This window comes from Rothia nasimurium, assembly GCF_049068285.1.
Lineage (GTDB): Bacteria > Actinomycetota > Actinomycetes > Actinomycetales > Micrococcaceae > Rothia > Rothia nasimurium_I.
On record NZ_JBLKPV010000012.1, the window covers coordinates 42202 to 63179 of the forward strand.

General features: G+C 57.3%; 21 protein-coding genes and 1 other RNA gene. 18 read left to right on the plus strand and 4 right to left on the minus strand.

The window, feature by feature from the left end; translation table 11 throughout:
* Window positions 1–357 precede the first annotated feature (357 nt).
* From ACMXX3_RS10285 to ssrA, 11 genes are all read left to right on the plus strand, one after another.
* Window positions 358–1614, plus strand: a complete 1257-nt coding sequence (locus ACMXX3_RS10285) for a CpaF family protein (protein WP_421084615.1) — start codon at window positions 358–360, stop codon at window positions 1612–1614.
* Entirely contained in the window at window positions 1611–2468 is an 858-nt protein-coding gene (locus ACMXX3_RS10290) for a type II secretion system F family protein (RefSeq protein ID WP_421084616.1), read from the plus strand. The genes ACMXX3_RS10285 and ACMXX3_RS10290 overlap by 4 nt, the downstream gene beginning before the upstream one ends.
* Complete coding sequence (locus tag ACMXX3_RS10295; RefSeq protein ID WP_421084617.1) at window positions 2465–3400, plus strand: type II secretion system F family protein; 936 nt, start codon at window positions 2465–2467, stop codon at window positions 3398–3400. Before ACMXX3_RS10290 ends, ACMXX3_RS10295 begins: the two co-directional genes overlap by 4 nt.
* 72 nt (window positions 3401–3472) lie before the next feature.
* Window positions 3473–3679 (plus strand): hypothetical protein, encoded by a 207-nt coding sequence (locus ACMXX3_RS10300; protein WP_421084647.1) that lies wholly within the window; start codon window positions 3473–3475, stop codon window positions 3677–3679.
* An 11-nt stretch (window positions 3680–3690) separates the two neighbouring features.
* Window positions 3691–4077 carry a TadE family protein gene (locus ACMXX3_RS10305; protein WP_421084618.1) on the plus strand — a complete coding sequence of 129 codons (387 nt, stop codon included), beginning with the start codon at window positions 3691–3693 and terminating at the stop codon, window positions 4075–4077.
* Entirely contained in the window at window positions 4058–4540 is a 483-nt protein-coding gene (locus ACMXX3_RS10310) for a hypothetical protein (protein WP_421084619.1), read from the plus strand. Before ACMXX3_RS10305 ends, ACMXX3_RS10310 begins: the two co-directional genes overlap by 20 nt.
* A 16-nt stretch (window positions 4541–4556) precedes the next feature.
* A complete protein-coding gene (locus tag ACMXX3_RS10315) occupies window positions 4557–5039 on the plus strand; it encodes a Tad domain-containing protein (RefSeq protein ID WP_421084620.1) in 483 nt (160 codons plus the stop codon).
* A gap of 86 nt (window positions 5040–5125) precedes the next feature.
* Complete coding sequence (gene prfB / locus ACMXX3_RS10320; RefSeq protein ID WP_421084621.1) at window positions 5126–6250, plus strand: peptide chain release factor 2; 1125 nt, start codon at window positions 5126–5128, stop codon at window positions 6248–6250.
* Entirely contained in the window at window positions 6251–6739 is a 489-nt protein-coding gene (gene smpB, locus ACMXX3_RS10325) for an SsrA-binding protein SmpB (protein ID WP_421084622.1), read from the plus strand.
* 21 nt (window positions 6740–6760) lie between these two features.
* Complete coding sequence (locus ACMXX3_RS10330) at window positions 6761–7423, plus strand: DUF4190 domain-containing protein (protein ID WP_421084623.1); 663 nt, start codon at window positions 6761–6763, stop codon at window positions 7421–7423.
* A 175-nt stretch (window positions 7424–7598) separates the two neighbouring features.
* Window positions 7599–7974: a transfer-messenger RNA gene (gene ssrA / locus ACMXX3_RS10335) on the plus strand.
* Window positions 7975–8086: 112 nt separating this feature from the next.
* Here the strand turns inward: ssrA and ACMXX3_RS10340 are convergent.
* Window positions 8087–9460 carry an MFS transporter gene (locus tag ACMXX3_RS10340; protein WP_421084624.1) on the minus strand — a complete coding sequence of 458 codons (1374 nt, stop codon included), beginning with the start codon at window positions 9458–9460 and terminating at the stop codon, window positions 8087–8089.
* Between the two features lie 222 nt (window positions 9461–9682).
* On the opposite strand from ACMXX3_RS10340, the gene ACMXX3_RS10345 reads away from it, so the two are divergent.
* The 4 genes from ACMXX3_RS10345 (at window position 9683) to ACMXX3_RS10360 (ending at window position 15747) form a co-directional block, all read left to right on the plus strand.
* Window positions 9683–10852 carry a PucR family transcriptional regulator gene (locus tag ACMXX3_RS10345; RefSeq protein ID WP_421084625.1) on the plus strand — a complete coding sequence of 390 codons (1170 nt, stop codon included), beginning with the start codon at window positions 9683–9685 and terminating at the stop codon, window positions 10850–10852.
* A gap of 4 nt (window positions 10853–10856) precedes the next feature.
* Window positions 10857–11420, plus strand: a complete 564-nt coding sequence (locus tag ACMXX3_RS10350; RefSeq protein WP_421084626.1) for a DUF4190 domain-containing protein — start codon at window positions 10857–10859, stop codon at window positions 11418–11420.
* A 180-nt stretch (window positions 11421–11600) separates the two neighbouring features.
* Window positions 11601–14399, plus strand: a complete 2799-nt coding sequence (locus tag ACMXX3_RS10355; RefSeq protein ID WP_421084627.1) for a GNAT family N-acetyltransferase — start codon at window positions 11601–11603, stop codon at window positions 14397–14399.
* Window positions 14400–14514: 115 nt separating this feature from the next.
* Window positions 14515–15747 carry an alkaline phosphatase family protein gene (locus tag ACMXX3_RS10360; protein ID WP_421084628.1) on the plus strand — a complete coding sequence of 411 codons (1233 nt, stop codon included), beginning with the start codon at window positions 14515–14517 and terminating at the stop codon, window positions 15745–15747.
* Window positions 15748–15852: 105 nt separating this feature from the next.
* On the opposite strand, the gene ACMXX3_RS10365 is transcribed toward ACMXX3_RS10360, so the two are convergent.
* Both ACMXX3_RS10365 and sepH read right to left on the minus strand, forming a co-directional pair.
* Window positions 15853–16680, minus strand: a complete 828-nt coding sequence (locus tag ACMXX3_RS10365) for a hypothetical protein (RefSeq protein ID WP_421084629.1) — start codon at window positions 16678–16680, stop codon at window positions 15853–15855.
* 201 nt (window positions 16681–16881) lie between these two features.
* A complete protein-coding gene (gene sepH, locus ACMXX3_RS10370) occupies window positions 16882–18267 on the minus strand; it encodes a septation protein SepH (protein ID WP_421084630.1) in 1386 nt (461 codons plus the stop codon).
* Window positions 18268–18688: 421 nt separating this feature from the next.
* Between sepH and ACMXX3_RS10375 the strand changes: the two genes are divergently transcribed.
* Complete coding sequence (locus ACMXX3_RS10375; RefSeq protein ID WP_421084631.1) at window positions 18689–18988, plus strand: DUF4193 domain-containing protein; 300 nt, start codon at window positions 18689–18691, stop codon at window positions 18986–18988.
* Window positions 18989–19063: 75 nt separating this feature from the next.
* Here the strand turns inward: ACMXX3_RS10375 and ACMXX3_RS10380 are convergent, their stop codons facing one another.
* Entirely contained in the window at window positions 19064–19531 is a 468-nt protein-coding gene (locus ACMXX3_RS10380) for a DUF3093 domain-containing protein (RefSeq protein ID WP_421084632.1), read from the minus strand.
* A 156-nt stretch (window positions 19532–19687) separates the two neighbouring features.
* Between ACMXX3_RS10380 and dut the strand changes: the two genes are divergently transcribed.
* The gene (gene dut / locus ACMXX3_RS10385; RefSeq protein WP_421084633.1) at window positions 19688–20131 is read left to right on the plus strand and encodes a dUTP diphosphatase; all 444 of its coding nucleotides are present in this window, start codon (window positions 19688–19690) and stop codon (window positions 20129–20131) included.
* 39 nt (window positions 20132–20170) lie between these two features.
* Window positions 20171–20977, plus strand: coding sequence for a DUF3710 domain-containing protein (locus ACMXX3_RS10390; RefSeq protein ID WP_421084634.1), 807 nt, complete (start codon window positions 20171–20173; stop codon window positions 20975–20977).
* Window position 20978: the final 1 nt, after the last annotated feature.

The following is a 20978-nucleotide window of genomic DNA, read 5'->3' on the forward strand; positions in this document are numbered from 1 at the left end:
GAGGGCTGACTTTTAGCGATTTTTCTCTCTAAAATAGTCGGCTCATCGTATCCCCTAAAATGCCCACAAGCACAGAATGCTTGTGGGCATTTTTGTGGAAACCGTTCTGGTCTGACTGCGATGCTGTGAAAGTGTTACGGAATTTTTCTTCAACAAATTATGCATCTGTGGATAACCGTATCCGATGATATGTTTCCGCATGTCAGAGGGTGTTTAATTAAGTGTGTCACAGGGCATGCTTGTTGATTCTGGGAGGTGAAAGTGTCGATAGCTGTGATTGGTGTTGAACGTTTCTCCTAACGAAAGGTATCTTGTTGGTGTTATCAGCTAATCGCAAAGACGCGAGAGGGGGACAGAATGCCCACAGCACAAGCAGAACGCATCATCGAAACAAACGTGCGAGAGCTAATCCGGCAAAGCAACATTGACCCGCTAGCCCAGCAGCAAGAAGCTAAAGAGCTAATTCAGAAGGCCCTTGGCTCCTATGAGACCCAGATGATTCGGGGGGAGGTTCCCCGCGTCAACAACATCGACGGCTTAATCACTGTACTGTTTGATCGGGTCTGCGGGTTTGGAGACCTTCAGAAGTACTTGGATGATCCAACTGTTGAAGAAATTTGGATCAATTCACCCACCGAGGTTTTTGTTGCCCGGGCAGGGGAGTCTGAGCTGACCGGACTATCTCTCTCTGATGAGCAAGTTCGGTCCCTTGTTGAGAGAATGTTGAAGAGCTCAGGTCGCAGGCTAGACCTCAGTACTCCGTTCGTAGATGCCTCACTACCAGATGGCTCCCGCCTCCACGTGGCAATTCCAGACGTCACCAGGAAACACTGGGCAATAAATATCCGTAAATTTATTGCCCGAGCCACCCGCCTGACAGATTTGGTGAAACTAGGTTCTCTCACACCTGAGGCCGCAAGATTCTTAGATTCTGCAGTAGCCAGTGGTCTAAATATTCTGGTTTCAGGAGCCACCCAGGCTGGTAAAACTACCATGCTCAACTGCCTTTCAGCTTCTATCGGCTTTAGAGAGCGAGTCATTACCTGCGAGGAAATTTTTGAACTGAAAATTCCCTTGCGAGACGTTGTTAATCTTCAGTGCCGCCAGCCAAATCTCGAAGGAAACGGCGAGATACCCCTTCGTCGTCTTGTTAAAGAAGCCCTCCGAATGCGGCCAGACCGCCTCATTATCGGTGAGGTCCGTGAAGCAGAGTCTTTGGACATGTTGATTGCCCTCAACAGCGGCCTTCCTGGCTTATGCACAATTCACGCAAATTCAGCCCGAGATGCCATCACAAAAATGTGTACCCTGCCTCTTTTGGCCGGTGAAAATATATCATCCAATTTCGTCGTACCGACCGTAGCATCATGCTTTGACCTGGTAGTCCATTGTCGACGGGACCAATCAGGTAAGCGCCAGGTATCTGAAATTCTTGCCATCGGTAACCGGGTTGAAAACGGAATTATTGAATCAACCCCAATTTTCAAAAATATTTCCGGTAGCCTCACCTGCACAGCATCAGAAGTTCCCTCTCTCGAAAAGTTTGTTCAGGCTGGCTTCAACCCTGACCAGGTGCTCCCCTTCAAGGGAGAATTTGAAGGCGGTGGAGTATGAGTATCGTACTAGGGCTTACGCTCGGGCTAGGCGCTTTGCTGGTCTTCATGTCTTTTTGGCCAGAGTCTCACCAGAAACAGACGCATCACCATAGACCCTCAAACCTCCAACAGCTCCTAGTCCAAGCGAACATGGAACGGCTAACCCCAAGCATGTTCCATCTTCTGTCAACGATCTGCGCATTGGTCAGTTTTATTGTGGTGTTCGCACTAACAACTCTCCTTCCCTTGGCCATTCTTGCCTGCGGAGTGGGGTTTGCAGGCCCACGAATTGGTCTGAAACGGATAGCCGCCAAACGGCGTGCCCAGCTCAGAGACCAGTGGCCGGACGCTGTGGACCATATCCGCTCTGCTATTCGCGCTGGCATGTCCCTGCCCGATGCCCTCATGCAACTTCAGTACAGGGGGCCTGAGCCGCTTCGTCCAGCCTTTGCTGCATTCGCCTCAGATTACCGGGCAAGTGGGGAATTTATCCCAGCCTTGAACCGGCTCAAAGATAAACTAAGCGACCCGACGGCCGATAACATCATTGAGGCCCTCAAAGTCACTCGTGAGGTCGGAGGCACAGACCTTGGCAGGCTCCTTGGAACTCTCAGCTCCTTCCTGCGCGAAAAAAGCAGGACGAGATCTGAGCTAGAGGCAAGGCAATCTTGGACGATTAACGCGGCCAGATTGGCATGTGTCGCCCCCTGGGTTGTATTGGCCCTGATGGCGACCCAGCCTAGTACCATCCGAATATATAACAGTGTCGCCGGCTTTGTTGTCCTGGCAGGTGGATGTGCAGTGACCTGGTTCGCCTACAGGCTCATGATGAAAATTGGTGCTCTTCCGGAAGAAAAGAGGGTGCTGACATGAAGCTAGAACTCCTGTTCGGCCTGTTACTTGCCTGTGGAATCTGGTTGATTTTCTCCTCTATTGCTACCCATCGGCAGCAGGATTTCTCTGACCGTATAGCACCCCAGCTTCGGGGAGCAGAGCTCAGAAAATCTAGGTTCGGGCACCATTACGAGAACCTTCCTGACGGGCTGTATGGCGGGGTGGCTGCCCTGATAGCTCCCTGGGCCCAGCAGGCACTCAAGTTCGTCAACCGGGCAAATTTTGAAACAGTTGCTCTCGAAAAACGGCTCCAGAACTTAGGGTCTGGCCTGAGCGTATCAGAGTACCGGATTCAACAAATAGTCTGGGCCCTGATAGCCCTACTTGCAAGCAGTATCTTGGTATCGCTGGGAGCTGTCAGCGGAACTGTGAGCCCGGTACCTGGTTTGATACTAGTTTTCCTGGCAACAGCTGCAGGCTTCCTCGGAAGAGACTATTGGCTTGGCCAACAAATCAAAAAACGCGAACAAGCGATGCTCGATGAGTTTCCTGCTCTTGCAGAGTTAATGGCCCTGAGCGTTGCCGCAGGCGAAACAGGCCTGGGGTCTTTGGAACGGGTTGTGCGGTGCTCTAACGGTGAGCTTTCCAAGGAATTCACCAAAATCCTTGCCATGACGCGATCAGGTGAAACCTTGGTAGCTTCCCTGCAAACATTTTCCCAGAGGACGTCAGTTTCAGCTCTTTCCCGGTTCGTGGACGGTCTGATCGTCGCAATTGAAAGGGGCACCCCGCTCGCCGACGTCCTCAGGGCCCAGGCCCAGGACGTCCGCGACAACGCAAAGCGCAACCTCATGGAGACTGCTGGCAAAAAGGAGATTGGAATGATGGCACCGGTGGTCTTTATGATTCTGCCCCTGACAGTTGTCTTTGCACTTTTCCCCGGCATTTCCTTGCTGAACCTGAATTTTTAGGTTCCCACTACTACCTTTCCCTATCCCATCCCCACATCAGCCCATTTGGGCTACTTCCCAAAGGAGATAACAATGAAGAAGCAGATCAACGAGGCGATTCTGAAGGTAATGCTGACTGTACTCGCCAGCCCCCAGGACGACGACGCCGAACGTGGCGACGTGCCGGGCTGGGTTATGATCACCATGATGTCGGCTATACTCGTGGCAGCTATTCTGGTTGTCGCCCAGGATGCCCTTGTCACCATGTTTAACAACGCAATGGGCATGATTAACCGATAGGCAGCCCGGCGGTGAGCACTTCCCAGACCCACAAAGATACCGGTAACGCAACAGCTGAATTCGTTATGGTTTCTGCACTCGTGATACTCATGTTTCTCGGGGTCCTGCAAGTTGCATTTGCAATGTTCACGAAGAATGTGATCCAAGATGCTGCCTCCCAAGGGGCTAGGTACGGAGCTATGGTTGACCGAACCCCGCAGGACGGAGCTGACAGAACCAGGGAATTGCTCACCGCCGTCCTGCCCGATGATTATGCGGCAGATGTAACCCACTCCGTAACCCAGTGGCACGGAGTCAATGCTGTCCAGATCAGGGTAGAAGCACCCATTCCACTCCTTGGCCCCTTTGGCCTGAACAGCAGGTGGGAGGTGACCGGCCATGCGATTCTTCCCGAATAAATCCAAACCCAAGGAAGAGAAAACCCTGCAGGTCGGTAGGGGCAGCCCTGGGCAGTCTAATGGCCCAGAAACCGGCAGCGCCCTCATAGAATTTATCGGACTCGGAGCCATGCTCATGATCCCGACGGTCTATTTCCTGCTCTCTATCTTCGCAATGCAGTCCAGGGCTTTCGCCGCTTCCCATGCCAGCGCCCATGCCCTCCAGGTGATTCAGCAGTTACCTGAATCCCACCGTACTCAGGCTGTAGCCCAGAATATTGCTGAGCTTGCAGCTGGGGACTATGGACTAGATGGCCATCGGGTGACGGCCACCCTGCTGTGCGAAACAACCTGTGGTCCTGCTGACCGCATCTCCGTTCAGGTATCGGTTGAGGTTCCCCTGCCTCTTATTCCCTGGTCTAAGGCACCCAGTATGGCTACGATGACCTCCGAGGCTATCCGGTGGGGCAGCGACTATTCGTGATAGTGAGGGAGAGATCGTGTTAAAGAAAGAGCCTCCAGTTCGTACATCTGACCAACTGAACTACACGCGACAGGAAGAACAAGGAAGTATTCTTCTCCTCGTGGTTGGTCTTTGTGCAGTCCTACTCCTGGTCGCTTCAACAGTGGTTGCGATTAGCTCAGCCTACCTAGAACGCCACAAATTGCAGTATCTTGCCGACCAGGCTTCTACAGTAGCTGCTATGCAGGTCGGTGGTCTCGGTGCCCTCTCAGATGCAGAAGCCCAGCTCTATCTCTCGGATGATCAGGTCAAAGCAACAACACAGACATTCATCCTCGAATCTGGCGCAACCGAAGACTTTACCAACCTCAGCATCGGTGCTGATACCGGGGCCAGCGGTGGTAACACAGCCCGGGTTGTTCTGAGCGCAACGTCCCACCCGCCCCTGCTTTCAATCGTCGTTCCCCAGGGCATCACTATCACTGTGGTGGGTCAAGCCCGAGTGGTCACAACCCGCTAACTATACTGCACTTGACCCATTCGCCCAGGCCGAAAATACAGGGGAAGAGGAGCGCAAAGGGGCACAATCAGTTAGGGTTAATAGTCATGGCTACTTTAGATTTCTCTGCCCAGATTAAAACCCTGCGCTCAACCTACGCCTCCATCGAAGAGGTCAGCGACGTTGAGCAGCTTCGTGCTACCATCGCAGAGCTTTCTGAAGCAGCCGGTGCCCCCGACCTTTGGGACGACCCAGAAGCGGCCCAAAAGGTCACTTCCCAGCTGTCTTACAAGCAGGCTGAACTCGATAAACTCACCAAGCTCAAAGAAGCTATCGATGATCTTGAAGTTATGGTTGAGTTGGCGGACGAAGAGGGCGATGCTGATACTCTCCATGAAGCTGAGGTTGAGATGGGCGTACTTGAAAAGCGCCTAGCTGAGCTTGAAGTGATTACCTTGCTCTCTGGTGAATACGACCAGCGCGACGCTGTTGTCACCATCCGGGCCGGAGCCGGTGGCGTCGATGCAGCTGACTTTGCCGAAATGCTCCTGCGGATGTACCTGCGCTGGGCAGAAAAAAACGGCTTCGATACAACCGTGATGGATACCTCCTACGCCGAAGAAGCCGGGCTCAAATCAGCCACCTTTGAAGTTAAGGCCCCCTATGCTTACGGCCGGCTGTCTATTGAGGCAGGTACCCACCGCCTGGTGCGTATTTCGCCCTTCAACAGCCAGGGTAAGCGCATGACCTCCTTCGCTGCAGTTGAGGTTATTCCCCTCATTGAGCAGACAGACCACATCGATATCCCTGAATCAGAACTAAAGATAGACGTCTTCCGCTCCTCTGGCCCCGGCGGCCAGTCGGTCAATACAACCGACTCAGCGGTCCGTATGACCCACATACCCACCGGCATTGTGGTGTCCATGCAGAACGAAAAGTCGCAGATTCAAAACCGAGCCGCGGCGCTGCGCGTCCTGCAATCTCGCCTTCTTCTCTTGCGCAAAGAACAAGAGGACGCGAAAAAGAAGGAACTTGCCGGCGATGTTAAGGCCTCCTGGGGGGACCAGATGCGCTCCTATGTGCTCAACCCCTATCAGATGGTCAAGGATCTCCGCACTAACTATGAAGAAGGGAACCCCACCTCAGTTTTTGACGGGGCTTTGGACGGTTTCATTGATGCAGGCGTCCGCTGGCGCGCGTCTGAGCGACAGAAGAGAAAGAACGAAGAATAAATGGCTAAGAAAAAAGTAACGAAAGAAGACCCCAATAACCACACCATTGCCTCCAACCGCCGGGCCCGCCACAACTACAACATCGTAGAAACTTGGGAGGCTGGGCTGGTACTGATGGGCACCGAAGTAAAGTCCCTGCGTGACGGTGGGGCCTCGATTACTGATGGTTTCTGCCAGATGTACGGCAACGAACTGTGGCTTGAAGGAATTCATATCGCTGAGTACGGGCGGGGATCCTGGACCAACCACGCTGCCCGCCGTCGTCGCAAACTGCTCATGCACCGCAATGAGATCAACAAAATTGCCCAGAAGCTCAAGGAGAGCGGCTACACAGTCGTACCCCTGAAACTTTACTTCACCAAGGGACGGGCCAAGGTAGAAATTGCCCTGGCAACCGGTAAACGTGATTACGATAAGCGCCAAGCCCTGCGAGAACGGCAGGATAACCTTGAAGCTCAGCGGGCCATGCGCTATAAAAACCTCGGCTAACCCACCCCGGAAAGGAAAACTATGACCACGGGAAACAATCAGGAAAACCCTTACGGCGACTACGTCCCTGGCCAGTACAGCAAGGACACCACCACCCCTGAAGCCTCCCCTGCCTCAGGTGCTACTGATTCCTATGGCAACCAGACCTACACGTCTGGCCAGCCCACCTACCAGCAGCCTACCCCCGAGACAACCCAGTACGGCCAGCCGTCCTACGGACAGGGCAGCTACAGCCAGACTGACTACTCAACCTCCTACGGAAGCGGTAGCTCAACTACCTACCCCTCTTATGGCTCGGGGGACGTCTATGGCGGCTACGCAGGCTACGGGACAGTAGCTAAGCCTAAGGGCCTGGCAGTTGCTAGCTTGATCCTCGGCATCCTGGCCTTCCTGAGCGGCTGGGCTGTTCTAGGCGGCATTTTCGGTATTGTGGGCCTGATCTTGGGCATCATGGGAATCAAGAAAGCGAATAGGGGAGAGGCAGACGGTAAGGGCCTGGCAATTGCCGGCATCGTAACAAGCGCCCTGGGTCTCATCGGTGCCCTGGTGGCAGCTGTCTTCTGGGGCTGGGCCGCTTCGATTGCCTTCGAGTGTGCAGACCAGCCCACTGATTACGCCATGGAGCAGTGCATCAATGAAAAAACCGGTTTGACCACCTACGACACCACCAGTATCGATAGCTAAACAATTTCATCAGCTGGGGCACAGCCATAAGGCTGTGCCCCAGCTGCTTTACAGGTTTTAAGGCCGGTGGTAAAGTTGTTTCTCCGAGCTATTTGGGCTGGCATTCTCCACGTGAGTTGCGACTCGGAGGGTGTACCGGAAAACGCTTAGCTTGGGTTCTTTGATAAAAGAATATGGGGATGATCGGTTTCGACGATGTGAGTTGAGATGGATGAAGCGTGCCGAGGACGCAGGGTTATCTCGTTAACGCCCTCTGCAAAAAAATAAGTGCAGAATCTAAGCGCACTGACTTCGCACTCGCTGCCTAATAATCCCAGCGATGCAGTCTGGTAGCCTGAGCTTGCCTTTGGCTCAGCCCCTACCATCAGTTTAAAAGGCCACTGCTGCCCGTCCTTGTCGTAGGGCCGGGTGGGACTTTTATACGGCTAGGTTAGGCCTTGTAAGTGTTTGCGCAAGCAAGGTAGCCGAAAACACCGCTTTCACAAACTGCGCACGGAGAAGACCCGTTGACGCCACATCGGACCGGGGTTCGATTCCCCGCATCTCCACATACTGCCTCCTGCTCCTTGGTTTTCAAGGGGCAGGGGGCATTTTTGTGCTTAAAACAGGACGCTCCCGCCCGGGTGGGGCGGGAGCGTCCTGGTCTAGATGAGAGGGGTGGGCCTACTTCTTGTCAACCACAGGGATAGAAGAGGTTGCCACCTTTTCCATGAGGTCTGCATCGGCCTTCTCAACCCGCTCGTAGTTCTTGCGGGTGGTGAAGAGGGCAGCGAGGAAGGAGAGGATCGCGCAGCCGATGAAGAAGTACATGGGGGAGGTGATATCACCGGTCTGGGCTACCAGGAAGGTTGCAATGAAGGGGGCTGATCCACCGAAGACTGCAACGGGGATGTTGTAGCCCATGGAGATACCGGTGGAGCGGATGGCGGTGGGGATGAGGTCACTCATCACAGCGTACGGGGTTGATGAGTAGAGTCCGAAGAGGACACAGATCACCATGAAGGGCAGGAAGATTTCTGCCGGGGTTGCCCCCGGGGCGGTGGTGAAGTACCAGTAGAGGGCTGGGATGTGCAGGGCTGCGGTGAGCATGAGGAACCAGCGGCGGCCCAGGACGTCGGTGATGAGGCCGCCGAGGGGCATCATGCAGGCTGCGGTGAGTCCGCCGATGGTGATGAACCAGAAGCGGGTTGTTGGGGGGAAGTTGAGTTCCTTGACGAAGTAGGTGGAGGAATAGGTCAGGATCAGGTAGAACATGGAGGCCAGCAGGGCGATGGAGCCTGCGACCAGGGTGATGTTGAGCTTCCACTTGAAGGTGGCCCGGATGGGGGCCTTTTCCTGGTGGCCGGTTTCTGAGATAGCTTCAAATTGGGCGGAGTCTTCAAGGCGGGAGCGGATGAAGGCGGCGATGAGGCCGAGGGGGCCGGCAATCAGGAAGGGGATACGCCAGCCGTAGGCCTGCATGGCTTCATCGCCGAGCAGGGAGGCCAGGCCGTTTGCGACGATGGAGCCGAGAATCAGGCCGGAGACGGCGATGGTCATCAGGATTGAGGTGGCTAGGCCACGACGCTGGGGGCCACCGTATTCAGCAACGTAGGAGGTGACGGTGCCAATTTCGCCGCCTGCAGACAGGCCCTGGAGGCAGCGGGCCAAAATCAGTAGGGCGGGGGCGAAGACGCCGATGGTTGCGTAGGTGGGCATGAGGCCGATGGCGAAGGTGGAGCCTGACATGAGGAACATGACCAGGGCCATGGTGTTTTTGCGCCCAATCTTGTCGCCGAGGGGACCGAAGACAAAGCCGCCCAGGGGGCGCATAAAGAAGGAGAGGGCGAAGGTGGCGAACGAGGCCATGAGGGCGAGCGCGGGGGTGTCGGCTGCGAAGAAGGCGGCGCCAACGTAGACGGCGACGAAACCGTAGACGCCGTAGTCGTACCATTCGATGAGGTGGCCGGCGACTGCGCCGATGAAGGCCTTCCGCTTTTGTTTGGTGGTTCGGACAGGTTGCATGACCTGTTCTGCTTTGAAGATCGCTTGTGTCATGGTGGTGGACCTTTGGTGCAATGGAGAGTAAGTGGGCTGCCTCACTCTTGTCTGAGGCTTGAGAACAAGACTAATGATGTGACCTGGCTCATTGCAATGTAGAAAAATCTATTACTTTACAAATTTTTTTGGAGATTTTTATAATCTTGTATGTAAAAAACCTCCCATAGTTCACTGAAAAGGCTGGTACTACCTGTGGTTAGTTCTAAGAATCACCTGGTCATGGATATCTTGACTGAGGTGTTGGAAGCCTATGAGGAATGCTCAATTCCACCCCGTCAACAGCTACACCGGGACATAGCCCTGCTGGTTGATTTTTACAGGGCAGCAGTTGCCCAGGGCGGTGAGGCTCTCGCCGGTGATGGTGGGGCCCATGAGGTATCCAGGGCCCTGCTTCCTCTTGCCCGGCAAGTGGGGGAGGCCGTCGTGCTCTTGGTGGTGGGGGTCGTCACGAGGGGGGTTCGAAGCGGGGTGCTTCAGGACGCGTCGCGCTCGCCTTCCAGAAATCAGGCAGTTTTCCGGGACCTCGAGATCTTGATTGCGGCTGAAACCTCCTTGGGGCTCACCCTGCACCGGGCCTTACAGGCAACGGGGCAGGACAGGGGGGAAAGCCGAAGGGTCATTGTTGCTGAACTGTTGGGGTTATTGTCCCGAGATGATAAGGAGGCTAGGGAAGCCCGGGCCGGTTTTGCCCACCGGCTGGGGCTCTCCGGCCAGCACCTCTACCGGGTGTGCCTGGGAAGAAGCTCGACCCCTGAAGCCTGGATTCAGGCTGTTGAAAAAGAATATTCCACAGAAGCAGTCCCTGCCTTTGCCGGCGAAGCCGACGGGCAGTTGATAGGTCTGATACCGGCGGCTACCTCATCGAGGATCAATACCGTCCTCACCCTCTGCCCTGATGCCCGTATCATGCTGGGGCAGGGCGTCCGGTTTGAAGACCTGCATGTCTCCTGGGCAGGGGCTGTTGCTGTTGCCCGGTCGGTGCCCATCTCATCGCGTCCGGGCCGCTATGACCGCCCCGAGCGAAGCTGGCGCATGGCAGTACCCTTGGTGCCCCTCATCGGGGAGCTCATCGAAGAGCACCTAGGGGCTACCCTCCTGGACTTGCCAGACCAGGGAGACTCGCTCCTGGAATGTGTCTGGGCCTATATCGAAAACGGGCTGAGTTATAAGCAGGCTGCCGCCCAGCTTTACATCCACGAAAACACCCTGCGAAATAGGTTGGCAAAGTTTGAAAGTATCGTCGGTAGAGACGTCACCAGTATCGACCTGCATTTTGAACTTTTGTGGCTCAAACTCTTTAGGGAACTCCAAGATCAGGAGATTCGCCCCGCCCCCACTAGCCATACTGATAAGCTAAAAGCTCAGTCAAGTAACTCCGAAAGCGAGTAGAGCAGTGACCCAGCCCCAGTATCCGTCTAACCCCCACTTTCAGCAGGTACCTCAGCATCTGCCTGAGCAGGGAGGGGCCGCCACGGGCCTGCTGATACCCCCGCCGTCCCCCTATGACACCGATACCCCGGGAGAGCCTGCCTCCTACATCATTCCGGACGGGCACCGCCGTCCTTTCGGGGTGAATGTGCGGGATAAGCGGGGGCGGGGGTACTACCTGGCGGTGATGTCTCTGGCTGCCGCTGTCTCAAGCGTCATTGTGGTGGCACTTGGTGGAATTTTGTCCCTGGCAGCCTTAATTCCAGCCCTGGGAGCAATAGTCCTGGGTATCAAAGCCCTAGGCAAGCTGCGAACCTTCCCGAGCACCCGCTTCGACGGCGCTACCAAGGGTTTTGCCTGGGGAGGTATCAGCCTTGGCCTGATCTGTGCGCCCCTAGCTATCGTCATGTTCCTTTTCATGAGCTGGTTTATGGACGTGGCTGAAACCGCAAACTGCGAGTACGCCCACGCAGGCGATGAGGAAGCTATTGCCCAGTGCATCGAAGACAATACGTCTTCAGATTTCTAACAGCACCTAGTCTTTCTGCTGACCCACCCAGGGTTTTTAGACCCCGCCACCCCCTCCAACTGGGAATTGGCGGGGTCTATGCGTTCGGGACGGCATCTTCCCTTGGAACCTGTGCCAGATTTCACACAGGCGCTAAAATAGTGAACAGGATCAGCCCCTCCACCCCACCAGGAGACTCCCATGACCGGTGATACCCGCTTCACTCCAGCCGACCCGGCCCACCCCACCACCGCAGAAATCCCCTTCATCTACCCCGACCACTGGGAAGCAGATGTTGTCCTACGCGACGGAGCGACAGCCCACCTGCGGCCGGTCGTACCCACCGACCGGAAAGCCCTTGAAAAAATGTACGCCGGGCAGTCCGAAAACACTATCTACCTGCGCTTTTTCACCCACAAGCCCACCCTCAGCGACCAAGAACTGACCCGGTTTACCACCGTTGACCACCACAACCGCGTCGCCTTCGTCATTATGCTGGGCGACGAAATGATCGGCATTGGCCGCTTTGACCGAACCCACCTCGAGAACGAAGCCGAAGTTGCCTTCATGATTTCGGACGCCCACCAGGGCCGGGGCATCGGATCCATCCTGCTCGAACACCTAGCAGCTGCCGCCCATGAACGGGGAATCGACCGCTTCAGCGCTGAAGTGCTACCCCAGAACCGCAAAATGCTGAACGTCTTTACCGACGCCGGCTACGAAATCTCCCGAGAATTCGAAGATGGGCTGGTCATGGTCCATTTCAATATCGACCCCACCGAAAAATCCCAGGCTGTCCGCGAAGCCCGCGAACACCGGGCAGAAGCCAAATCAATTGCAGAATTACTGGCCCCAGAAGTTGTGGTTGTTATCGGAACCGCAGACCAGTGGGCCACCAATGGGCACAAGGTCATCGACAACATCGTTGAGGGAGGCTTCACCGGAACCCTCCTAGGGGTCAACCCCGCAGGCCACCCCGCAGGCGAAACCCCCATCTATACCTCCCTGGCAGACATACCCCACAAAATTGACCTCGCCATCGTGGCCGTGCCCCTAACAGACGTCGCCGACGTCGTGGAAGCCTGCGGGGCTGCAGGCGTCCGCGGGGCCCTCATCTACACCTCAGGTTTTGCCGACGACGGTGCCCGGGGTCGCGCCCGCCAAAAAGCCCTGGTCAAATCAGCCCGCACCTACGGAATGCGGATCATCGGCCCGGCCTCCTTCGGCGTCCTCAACAACGACCCAGCCATCAAACTTGATGCCACCATCGTCCCCAAGGACCCCAAGCCCGGGGCCCTTGGTATCTTCAGCCAGTCCTCAGCCATCGGCGCTATGTTCTCGAACACCGCCGTCAAACGAAACATCGGAGTTTCCTCCCTCATCTCAGCCGGTAACCGGGCAGACGTCTCAGGCAACGACATCATGCAGTACTGGGAAGACGACGAAGCCACCCGGGTCTGCGCCCTCTACCTCGAATCCATCGGCAACCCGCGAAAATTCTCCCGCATCGCCCGCCGCCTCTCCCGCGTCAAACCCGTCCTGGTGGCAAAACACGCCGTCACCGGCCAAAAACTGCCCCCCGGCCACTCCGGCCGCACCTCTATCGCCCCCACCGAAGCCATAGACGCTATGTTCAAACAGGCCGGAGTCATCAGCGCAGAAACCTTTGACCGGGTACTCGACGTAGCCCAAATCATCGTCTCCCAGCCCCTGCCTGCCGGCCGCCGCGTTGCCATTTTGTCCAACGCCTCAGCCCTCGGCCAGATCGTAGCCGACAAGGCCGAAGAGCTACGCATCGACGTACGGATCACAGAATCCATGCTCCGCCTCACGGACGATGGAGTCAACGGCCTGGACGTCCTCGAAGAAGTGGCAACCAGCGCCCTGGAATCCTCCGACATCGACGCGGTACTCGGCGTCTTCCTCACCGGGGAGTCCATTAGCCCCAAGGACGTTGCATCCGTCCTCCTCAAAGCCAGCACCCAAGCAGGTAAACCCGCAATCGCAGCCTTCCCCGGCACCGTCAGCTTCGACTCAGCCCTCCGCGGCATCTGGGAGGGTGATAAGGACAGGCCCGAACCAACTACCCCAACCAGCACCGGTGAGGACGGAGCCACCCTGCCCGCAATCTCCCAAACAGGCCTACCCTGCTTCGAATCCCCAGGAGCTTCAATCCAGGCCCTGGCTGCAGTCATGGACTACGTCGAATGGCGGGATAAGGAAACCGGGGCGCTCGCCCAGGCCGAAGGCACCCAACCAAAACAGGCAGCCGCAACCATAGCAGGTCACATGAGCCGGATCAGCGGAGAAAACCTGCTAGAACTGTCACTGACCGAAACCGAAGAGGTCCTTGCCCACTACGGAATCCGCCTGCTACCTGAATACACCTTCACAACCCCCGAAGAAGCAGTGGCTGCAGCCCACGAGGCAGGCGGCTACCCGGTCGTCCTCAAAACCACCGATGACGTCCTCCGCCACCGCCTCGACCTGGGCGGGGTACGCCTTGGCATCGAATCCGACGAGGAACTCGTCCGAGAAATCGCCCAAATGCACCGGGTCCTGGAACCCTACGGAGTCTTTGACCTATCCGTCCAACAGCAGGTACCCGGCGGCCAAGCCTGCGTCATCACAGCAATCGAAGACCCACTCATCGGACCCGTCGTATCCTTCGGTCTAGCAGGAGATACCACCAGTCTGCTAGATGACTGGGCCCACCGCATACCGCCCCTGACCGAACGGGATATCTACAAGATGGTCCGCTCACCCAAGTCAGCAGCAAAACTCTTCGCCGCCCAGGACCTGCCTGCTGTCCGGATCGACCTGCTCGAAGACCTGTGCGTCCGCGTTGCCCAGCTCAAAGACAACCACCCTGAAATTGCCTACCTGGAACTCAAACCGGTGCTCGTCTCCCAAGACACCCTCACCGTCGTCGGCGCCAAACTCCACCTCGGTAACCCCCAGCAACGCACCGACTCAGCCCGCCGCACCATGAGCCGGTAGGAAACCGATAAACCGCTCTGCGGCCCGGCCAGATACCCTAAACTTGTAGAGGTAGGCCGGGCCCCGAGGTCCGGTGAAGAATCATAGACCTCACCAGACCAGGGGGAGCCGAACCATGACCGTCCTCAATGACCACTGCGGAACACCCCTGCCCGCCCCTCCTGCCTACGGTAAAAATACCGTAGGAGACGTCTTTGAATCCTGCGGCAGCCTCACCGCCCAGCAGAGCATAACCCCCGATCCCCACCCGGTGCTGGGGCCGGGGCGCCATGATCCAGCCGACCTTGCTGGCCGCCTGGAACAGGCCGGGGTAGACCCCAGCAAGTACCGCAGCGTCTGCCTGGTCATGGTGGACGGGCTGGGGCAAGCCCTGCTGGAAAAGTACGGATCCTATGCCCCCTTCCTCAAAAAAGCTGTGCAGCTAGGACCCATCTCATCGGCCCTTCCCTCCACCACGGTCGCCTCCCTTACCAGCTTGGGGACGGCAACCGCGCCCGCCTTCCACGGCATGGCCGGGTACGAGGTGCTCAACCCCGCAACTGGCACCGTCATGAACCAGCTCTCAGGCTGGGATAAGCAGGTTGACCCCCGCAGCTGGCAGCCCCATGCCACCGTCTTCGAACGCTACGAACAGCACCTCGACGTCGCCACCGTCTCGCTGAGTAAATACGCCGGGACCGGCCTCAGCGAAGCTTCCTTACGGGGCGGCCGCTTCATTCATGCAACCGGTTACGCAGCCCGCACCACCCTAGCTGCCAGCCTGCTCACCACCCGCAAGCCCTCCCTCGTGTACCTCTACTGGGGGGAAATTGACCAGGCCGGCCACCGCTACGGGGTGGACTCTGACCAGTGGCTCCAACAACTTGAAGAGCTCAATATGGCCCTCAAATCCCTGGCCCGTAAACTTCCGCCGCATGTACTTCTGCTGGTCACCGCTGACCACGGCATGGTAGATATTGCCCCAGAGCACCGGATCGACTACTCCCAGGAAGCTGACCTGCTCGCAAACGTGAAACTCACCGCCGGGGAACCACGAATGGTGCAGCTGTACCTAGAAGACACCACAGACGCGGGCAAAGAGAAGGTCTTAGAAGCTTGGGCTGACGCCTGGGGGCAGGCTGCCTGGGTGGCAGAGAAGGAAAGCCTCCTGGACGCAGGCTACTTTGGTGGCCCCGTTTCCTCAACCGCCCGAGACCGGCTGGGAGACGTCATCATTGCGGCCCGTGAACCCATAGCCCTTTACGATATGAGGCATTACAAACCCCACGCTCTGAACATGGTAGGCCAGCACGGCTCACTGACCTCTGAGGAAACCACAGTGCCCCTCCTCATGCTTCCGACCGGATAACCCCTGGGGCTAACCGGCCACATCAAAGACCTCAGCAACAAAAAATTAGCGCCCTGAAACTCAAGGAGAATCAGGGCGCTGATGCCACCGGGGCAATGGAACTACCTAGGGACCGGTGGGGTAGTCAGTGCTTTCAACAGTTGAGGCGTTAGAGGCTTCAGGGGCAGGAACAACTCCTGGATCAGTTGTTTCCGTTCCCTCCACCGGAAGGCCTTCCTCAACATCCTCAACAGCGTCATCGGGGGCTACAACCACAGGGGGAGCGACAGGGGCTACCGGTTGAACCGGTACGACGGGAGCTACCACCTCAACAGCCTGGGGTTCCTCTGTCACATAGGCTTCGCCGGTATCTTCCACGTACTCTTCGACTAGAACTTCTTCGACGACTTCCTCAGCCACGGTCTCCTCCGCAGTGGCTTCTGCCGTTACTTCAGTGACGGTGGGTTCAGCCGGGGGCGGGGTGGGGGAAGGGGTTTCTGAGGGGGTCGGGCTTTCCGAGGGGGACGCAGAGGGGCTAGGGGTTGCCGTTGGGCTGGTGGAAGCTGAAGCCGACGAGCTGGTGCTAGCCTCAGAGGTGGACTGGGCAGGCTGGTTGCTTGTTTCATCAGCACCAGGGATGAGCAGGAGGGCGGTCACCACAATTGCGGCTGCTGTGGCAAGTGCAGATCCAAGGAAGAAAATTTTTGAGCCCAGGCTACGCCCTTCGGGCTCTTCATCAGCTTCAGCAGTGGGTTCAAGCTGGTCACGGCTAACACCGGCAGCTAGGGCAGCTGCTGCGGCTGCTTGGCGGCGGGCTTCCTCTGCGAGTGCTGAGGCCTTGTCCTGAGCGTTTTCTTCTGCCGGGTTAGCGTCACCGGTTTGGGCTGGGAAAACTTCAGTGGCGTCGTCGTTGCCTTGATTCAGGGGCCGGTCATTGGGGCTAGGTGCGGGCAATGTAGTCCTCAAGGTGTGGGTGGGTGGCCGGTACTTACCGGACTCTACCCAGGTGCGATGGTGGGTTGGTGTTGGTCTTAGTTTACTGTTTCCCGATGAAAAGGGGATGTGGTGCCCCTAACGGTTTCGAAGCCCGCCGACAAGTGTGCCCCCGCTGATCCAGCGTTAGTGCTGGTCATGCGGGGGCTTGTTGAGTGGGCTCTACCGGCGCTGGTTGCCGAAAATGATGTCGTCCCAGCTGGGGACGCTGGTGCGCTTGGCCCGGGCAGGACGGGCTGGGGCCTTGCTTTCTTCCTCCGGGACGTCGGAAGCCTGGGACTCATGAGCCTGGGGTTGAGCTGGGGGCTGGTCTGCAGGTGCCTGGGAGGTTGAAGGAGCTACTGCTTCCTCCGGTTGGTTTTCGGGCTGGGTCTCTGCTTCAGGAGTCACCGGGGCGAAGCGCTTACCAACCCGTTCAGCAGCAGGCAGGGGGGCAGATTCAGCAGTGGGACTGGGTTCATGAGCTGGTGCAACCGAGGCTGCTGAAGAAGTTGAGTTATCAGCTTGAGCTGAGGCACCGGTGGGCTCAGGTGTAGTTTCTACGGGTGCTTGAGCTGACGCTGGTGCCTGTTCTGGTTCCTTGCCTGTGCTGTCGGCAGCATGGTCGGGACGGGGGGCCTGCTCAGTTGGCGCCTCACGCTCTACCTGGGCCGGGGTGGCTTCGGCAACCGGGGAGGTTTTGGAGGACCGGCGGGCTCGCTCAAGCAGGTCAGCGAGCTTGCGTTCACTGGCTGGGTCAAATGATCGGACGCCGCGACGGGCGGTGAGCTCGTCGAGTAGCTCATTCTGTTCTGTTGATTCAGGGACGCGGACGGCCTTGAGGCGGCTGTTTTCTGCCGGTGCAGGTGAAGCGGTGCTGGGAGAAGGCTCAGCAGCTAGGGCTTCTGCAGCAGGTGCGGGGGAGGAGGTCTGGGCCGGAACCTGGCCGGGGATGGGACCGTCATTATTCTGCTGGCGGTCTAGCAGGAAGTAGGCTGCCTCATTGGTGGCGTAGATGCTCTGGTTGGCGGGGTTGAAGGTCCAGCGGGCGGGGAACATGACAGATCGGGGAAGATCAAGAGAACCATCAGCAGGGAGGGTGAGGTCTGCTGAGACGGTCCACTGGCCGCTTTCCTGCTGCCAGGTGCTCCAGTCGAGGTCGTCCGCGGAGAAGCCGTGGGCCTGGGCAACGGATGCTACCAGGTGAGAGAGGGGCTGGGTGTTTCCAGCCTGGCCGGGGACAGGGGAGACCATGACTGCCTGGGCGGTGCGGATGATGTTTGCTCGCTCGGCGACGATGGGCCATTCGTACCGGCGGATACGCTCGGGTTCCCAGCCTGATTCGGCTGCGATTTCTTCAACGCTTGCACCCTGCCGGAACCGGGTCTGGATATCGCGTGGGCCGAATTCACCGGGTTTGCCACCGCGCATGGGGTTGATGCGGCGGGCTCGGGCGATGCTCTGGCGGAGATCCTGGTCAATGGGGAGCAGGTAGGTGGTACCTTCTGCTGATTCAAGGACGAGGTGCTCTCCATCATCGTGGATGCCGGCTAGACGCAGTTCCTGCACTGCTGAGTCTCCTTCACACTGTATCGGCCCATACCTGGGGCATGGTGATTCAATCTTAACGCTTACTTGAAAGGGTACAGAGTCAAGTTGTGCTTGAAGGGCAGACTCGGGGCTGGTGCCATTGAAAATCTTGAAAAACCTTCAATTTCAAGGAAAATTAGCTCAAGTTCAAGGCAAGATTTAGATATTTGAGGCCTGCTAGTTGACGGCCAATGACGTCTCTGTGACTCGCTATCAGTGAACACCTTGTTTGCACTTGCACAACGGGGGCAAATGGTGAACAATTCTACCCGTTACCTCATACGCACCCTGAGGCTGGTTCGACGGGAGTCTAACAAGCCGGTTGGCGGGTGGGGTAGCCGATGCCTCTCGACCGACCGGGGGTATCTACCCTTCGCACAGTTTTTACACGGAGAAATTCATGGCCACTGATTACGATGCACCCCGCAAGCAGGATGAAGAGAGCAAGGACCAGTCGTTTGAGGAGCTTCGTTCCCGCCCGTCTGAGATGCAGTCAGGTGCGGTCGACGAAGACGAAAACGCGGCTGCCGAAAGTTTTGAGCTTCCCGGTGCAGACCTGTCGAATGAAGAACTGAACGTTGTTGTTCTACCTGCCCAGGACGATGAGTTCACCTGCTCATCCTGCTTCCTGGTCCGTCACCGTTCCCAGATTGCCCGTGAAGAGGGTGACCTCAAGTTCTGCCTTGAGTGTGAAGGCTAAGAGGCCCTAAGACTCAACAAATAATTCAGGGGCGGGTGCTACATGCACCCGCCCCTGAAATGTTTAACAAAAGGTTTATGCCTGAGAGATGTCACGCCCCTGGTTGAGAATCTCAGCAATTTTCTCAGGGTTGCGGGAGGACGCAATCCAGTAGGGGGTGGGGTCTGCCGGATCTTCAATTTGGACGCGGATGACTGACGGAATCCAGCCGCGGAAGCACATGTAGGCGCGGCCGTCCAGGGCGGGGCCGGTGGCGATACGGGCGTTTTCGCCCCGGAAGGCGTAGGCTTCGCCGACGTAGCTACGTTCGATGGTGGCCCGGCCAAAGCGTAGGGTTGTTTCTGTGACTTCAAGGGTGGGGGCTGTGCCGAACAAAATGGCTGCTGTCAGAAGGCACATGACGATGCCGGCAATGATTCCTGCGGTGATGCTGATAGGGGCCCCAACGAGGAAGGAAGCAAGTCCTACACCAACGCAGCCTATCAAGAGCCCCGGGCCGGGGCTGAGGCGTTCTGAGTAGAGGACGGGAGAGGAAGTGGCCACGTGTTTTTCCTTTTCTGCAGGTGGTGAATCGGGTGCCTAGTACCAGTGTACGAGATGGGTGCTTTTGGTGCTCTGGGTGAAATCTTTGGGCACTTGGGTTCCTGGCTTGTGTTGTCGCCTCCTGGGGTGGGGGCAAGCCGGTACAGTATAGGGGTGATGAGTGATCTAACTATTGAAATCAAAGTGCTCGATGAGGGTATTGAGCCTCCTACCTATGCCCAGCCGGGTGATGCTGGAGCTGATCTGCGGTCGCGGGTTGATGTGACTTTGGCTCCCGGGGAGCGGGTTTTGGTCCCGACGGGGGTCGCGATTGCCCTTCCTGAGGGCTATGTGGGCTTGGTTCACCCCCGGTCGGGTCTTGCTGCCCGGCATGGGATTACTATTGTGAACGCTCCGGGCACGGTTGATTCAGGCTATCGGGGGGAGTTGATGGTGTGTCTTTTGAACACAGACCGGGAGGTTCCCTTTGAGATCTCTCGGGGGGATCGTATCGCCCAGTTGGTGATTCAGAAGTTTGAGACTGCCCGGTTTGTTGTGGTGGATGAGCTTGATGCTACGGAGCGCGGTTCGTCTGGTTTTGGCTCCACCGGCGTGCAGTAGCGTAACCAATAGTTTTTTCGTTGTTGGAAGGTAGATTGAATGTTTGGTTTTGGTAAGAAAAAGAAGGACGCCCCTGTTTCGGCTCCTGAAGAAAAAGTTGAGGAAGGCCTAGGCCAGGAGACTGGTGAAAAGGCTTCTGACCAGGTTGTAGAATCTAATTCTCAGGCTGAGGTTGATTCTCAGGCGACCGATACCGAGTACGATATTCCCGAGTTCGTTCGTGACAATGGGCCCTGGGATTCTTCTGAGGTTAAGACCGGCGCTGAATACATTGACCTTGGCGGCCTGCTCGTTAAAAGCAATCCCGGTTTGAACCTGCGCCTGGAAACCGATCAGAAGTCCGGCCAGGTAATTGCTGTGACCCTCCAGCTCGGTGAGGGTACCGTCCAGGTTCAGGCCTTCGCTGCCCCCAAGAGCCGGGGTATCTGGGACGACATCCGCAAGGAACTGTCTGAGAGCGTCCGCCGCCAGGCCGGTCAGGTCGATATTAATGACGGCCCCTTTGGCCGCCAGCTGATTTCCCGGGTGCCTGCCACCTTGCCGGACGGACGTCAGGGGTTCCGTATTGCCCGGTTCGTTGGTGTTGATGGGCCCCGTTGGTTCGTCCGCGCTGTATTCACCGGCAAGGCCGTCCTTCCCAGCGAGACGACAACAGCCCTTGAAGAGGTATTCCGCCAGATTGTGGTCCATCGCGGCCCCGACCCCATGGCCCCCCGCGACCTGTTGCCCATGAACGTCCCCCAGAACATTCAGGAAGCTATGGCCGCCCAGCAGCAGGCAGCGGCCCAGGAACCTGCCGGCCTGGAAATCCCCCGCCGCGGCCCCGAAATCACTGAGATTGGCTAAA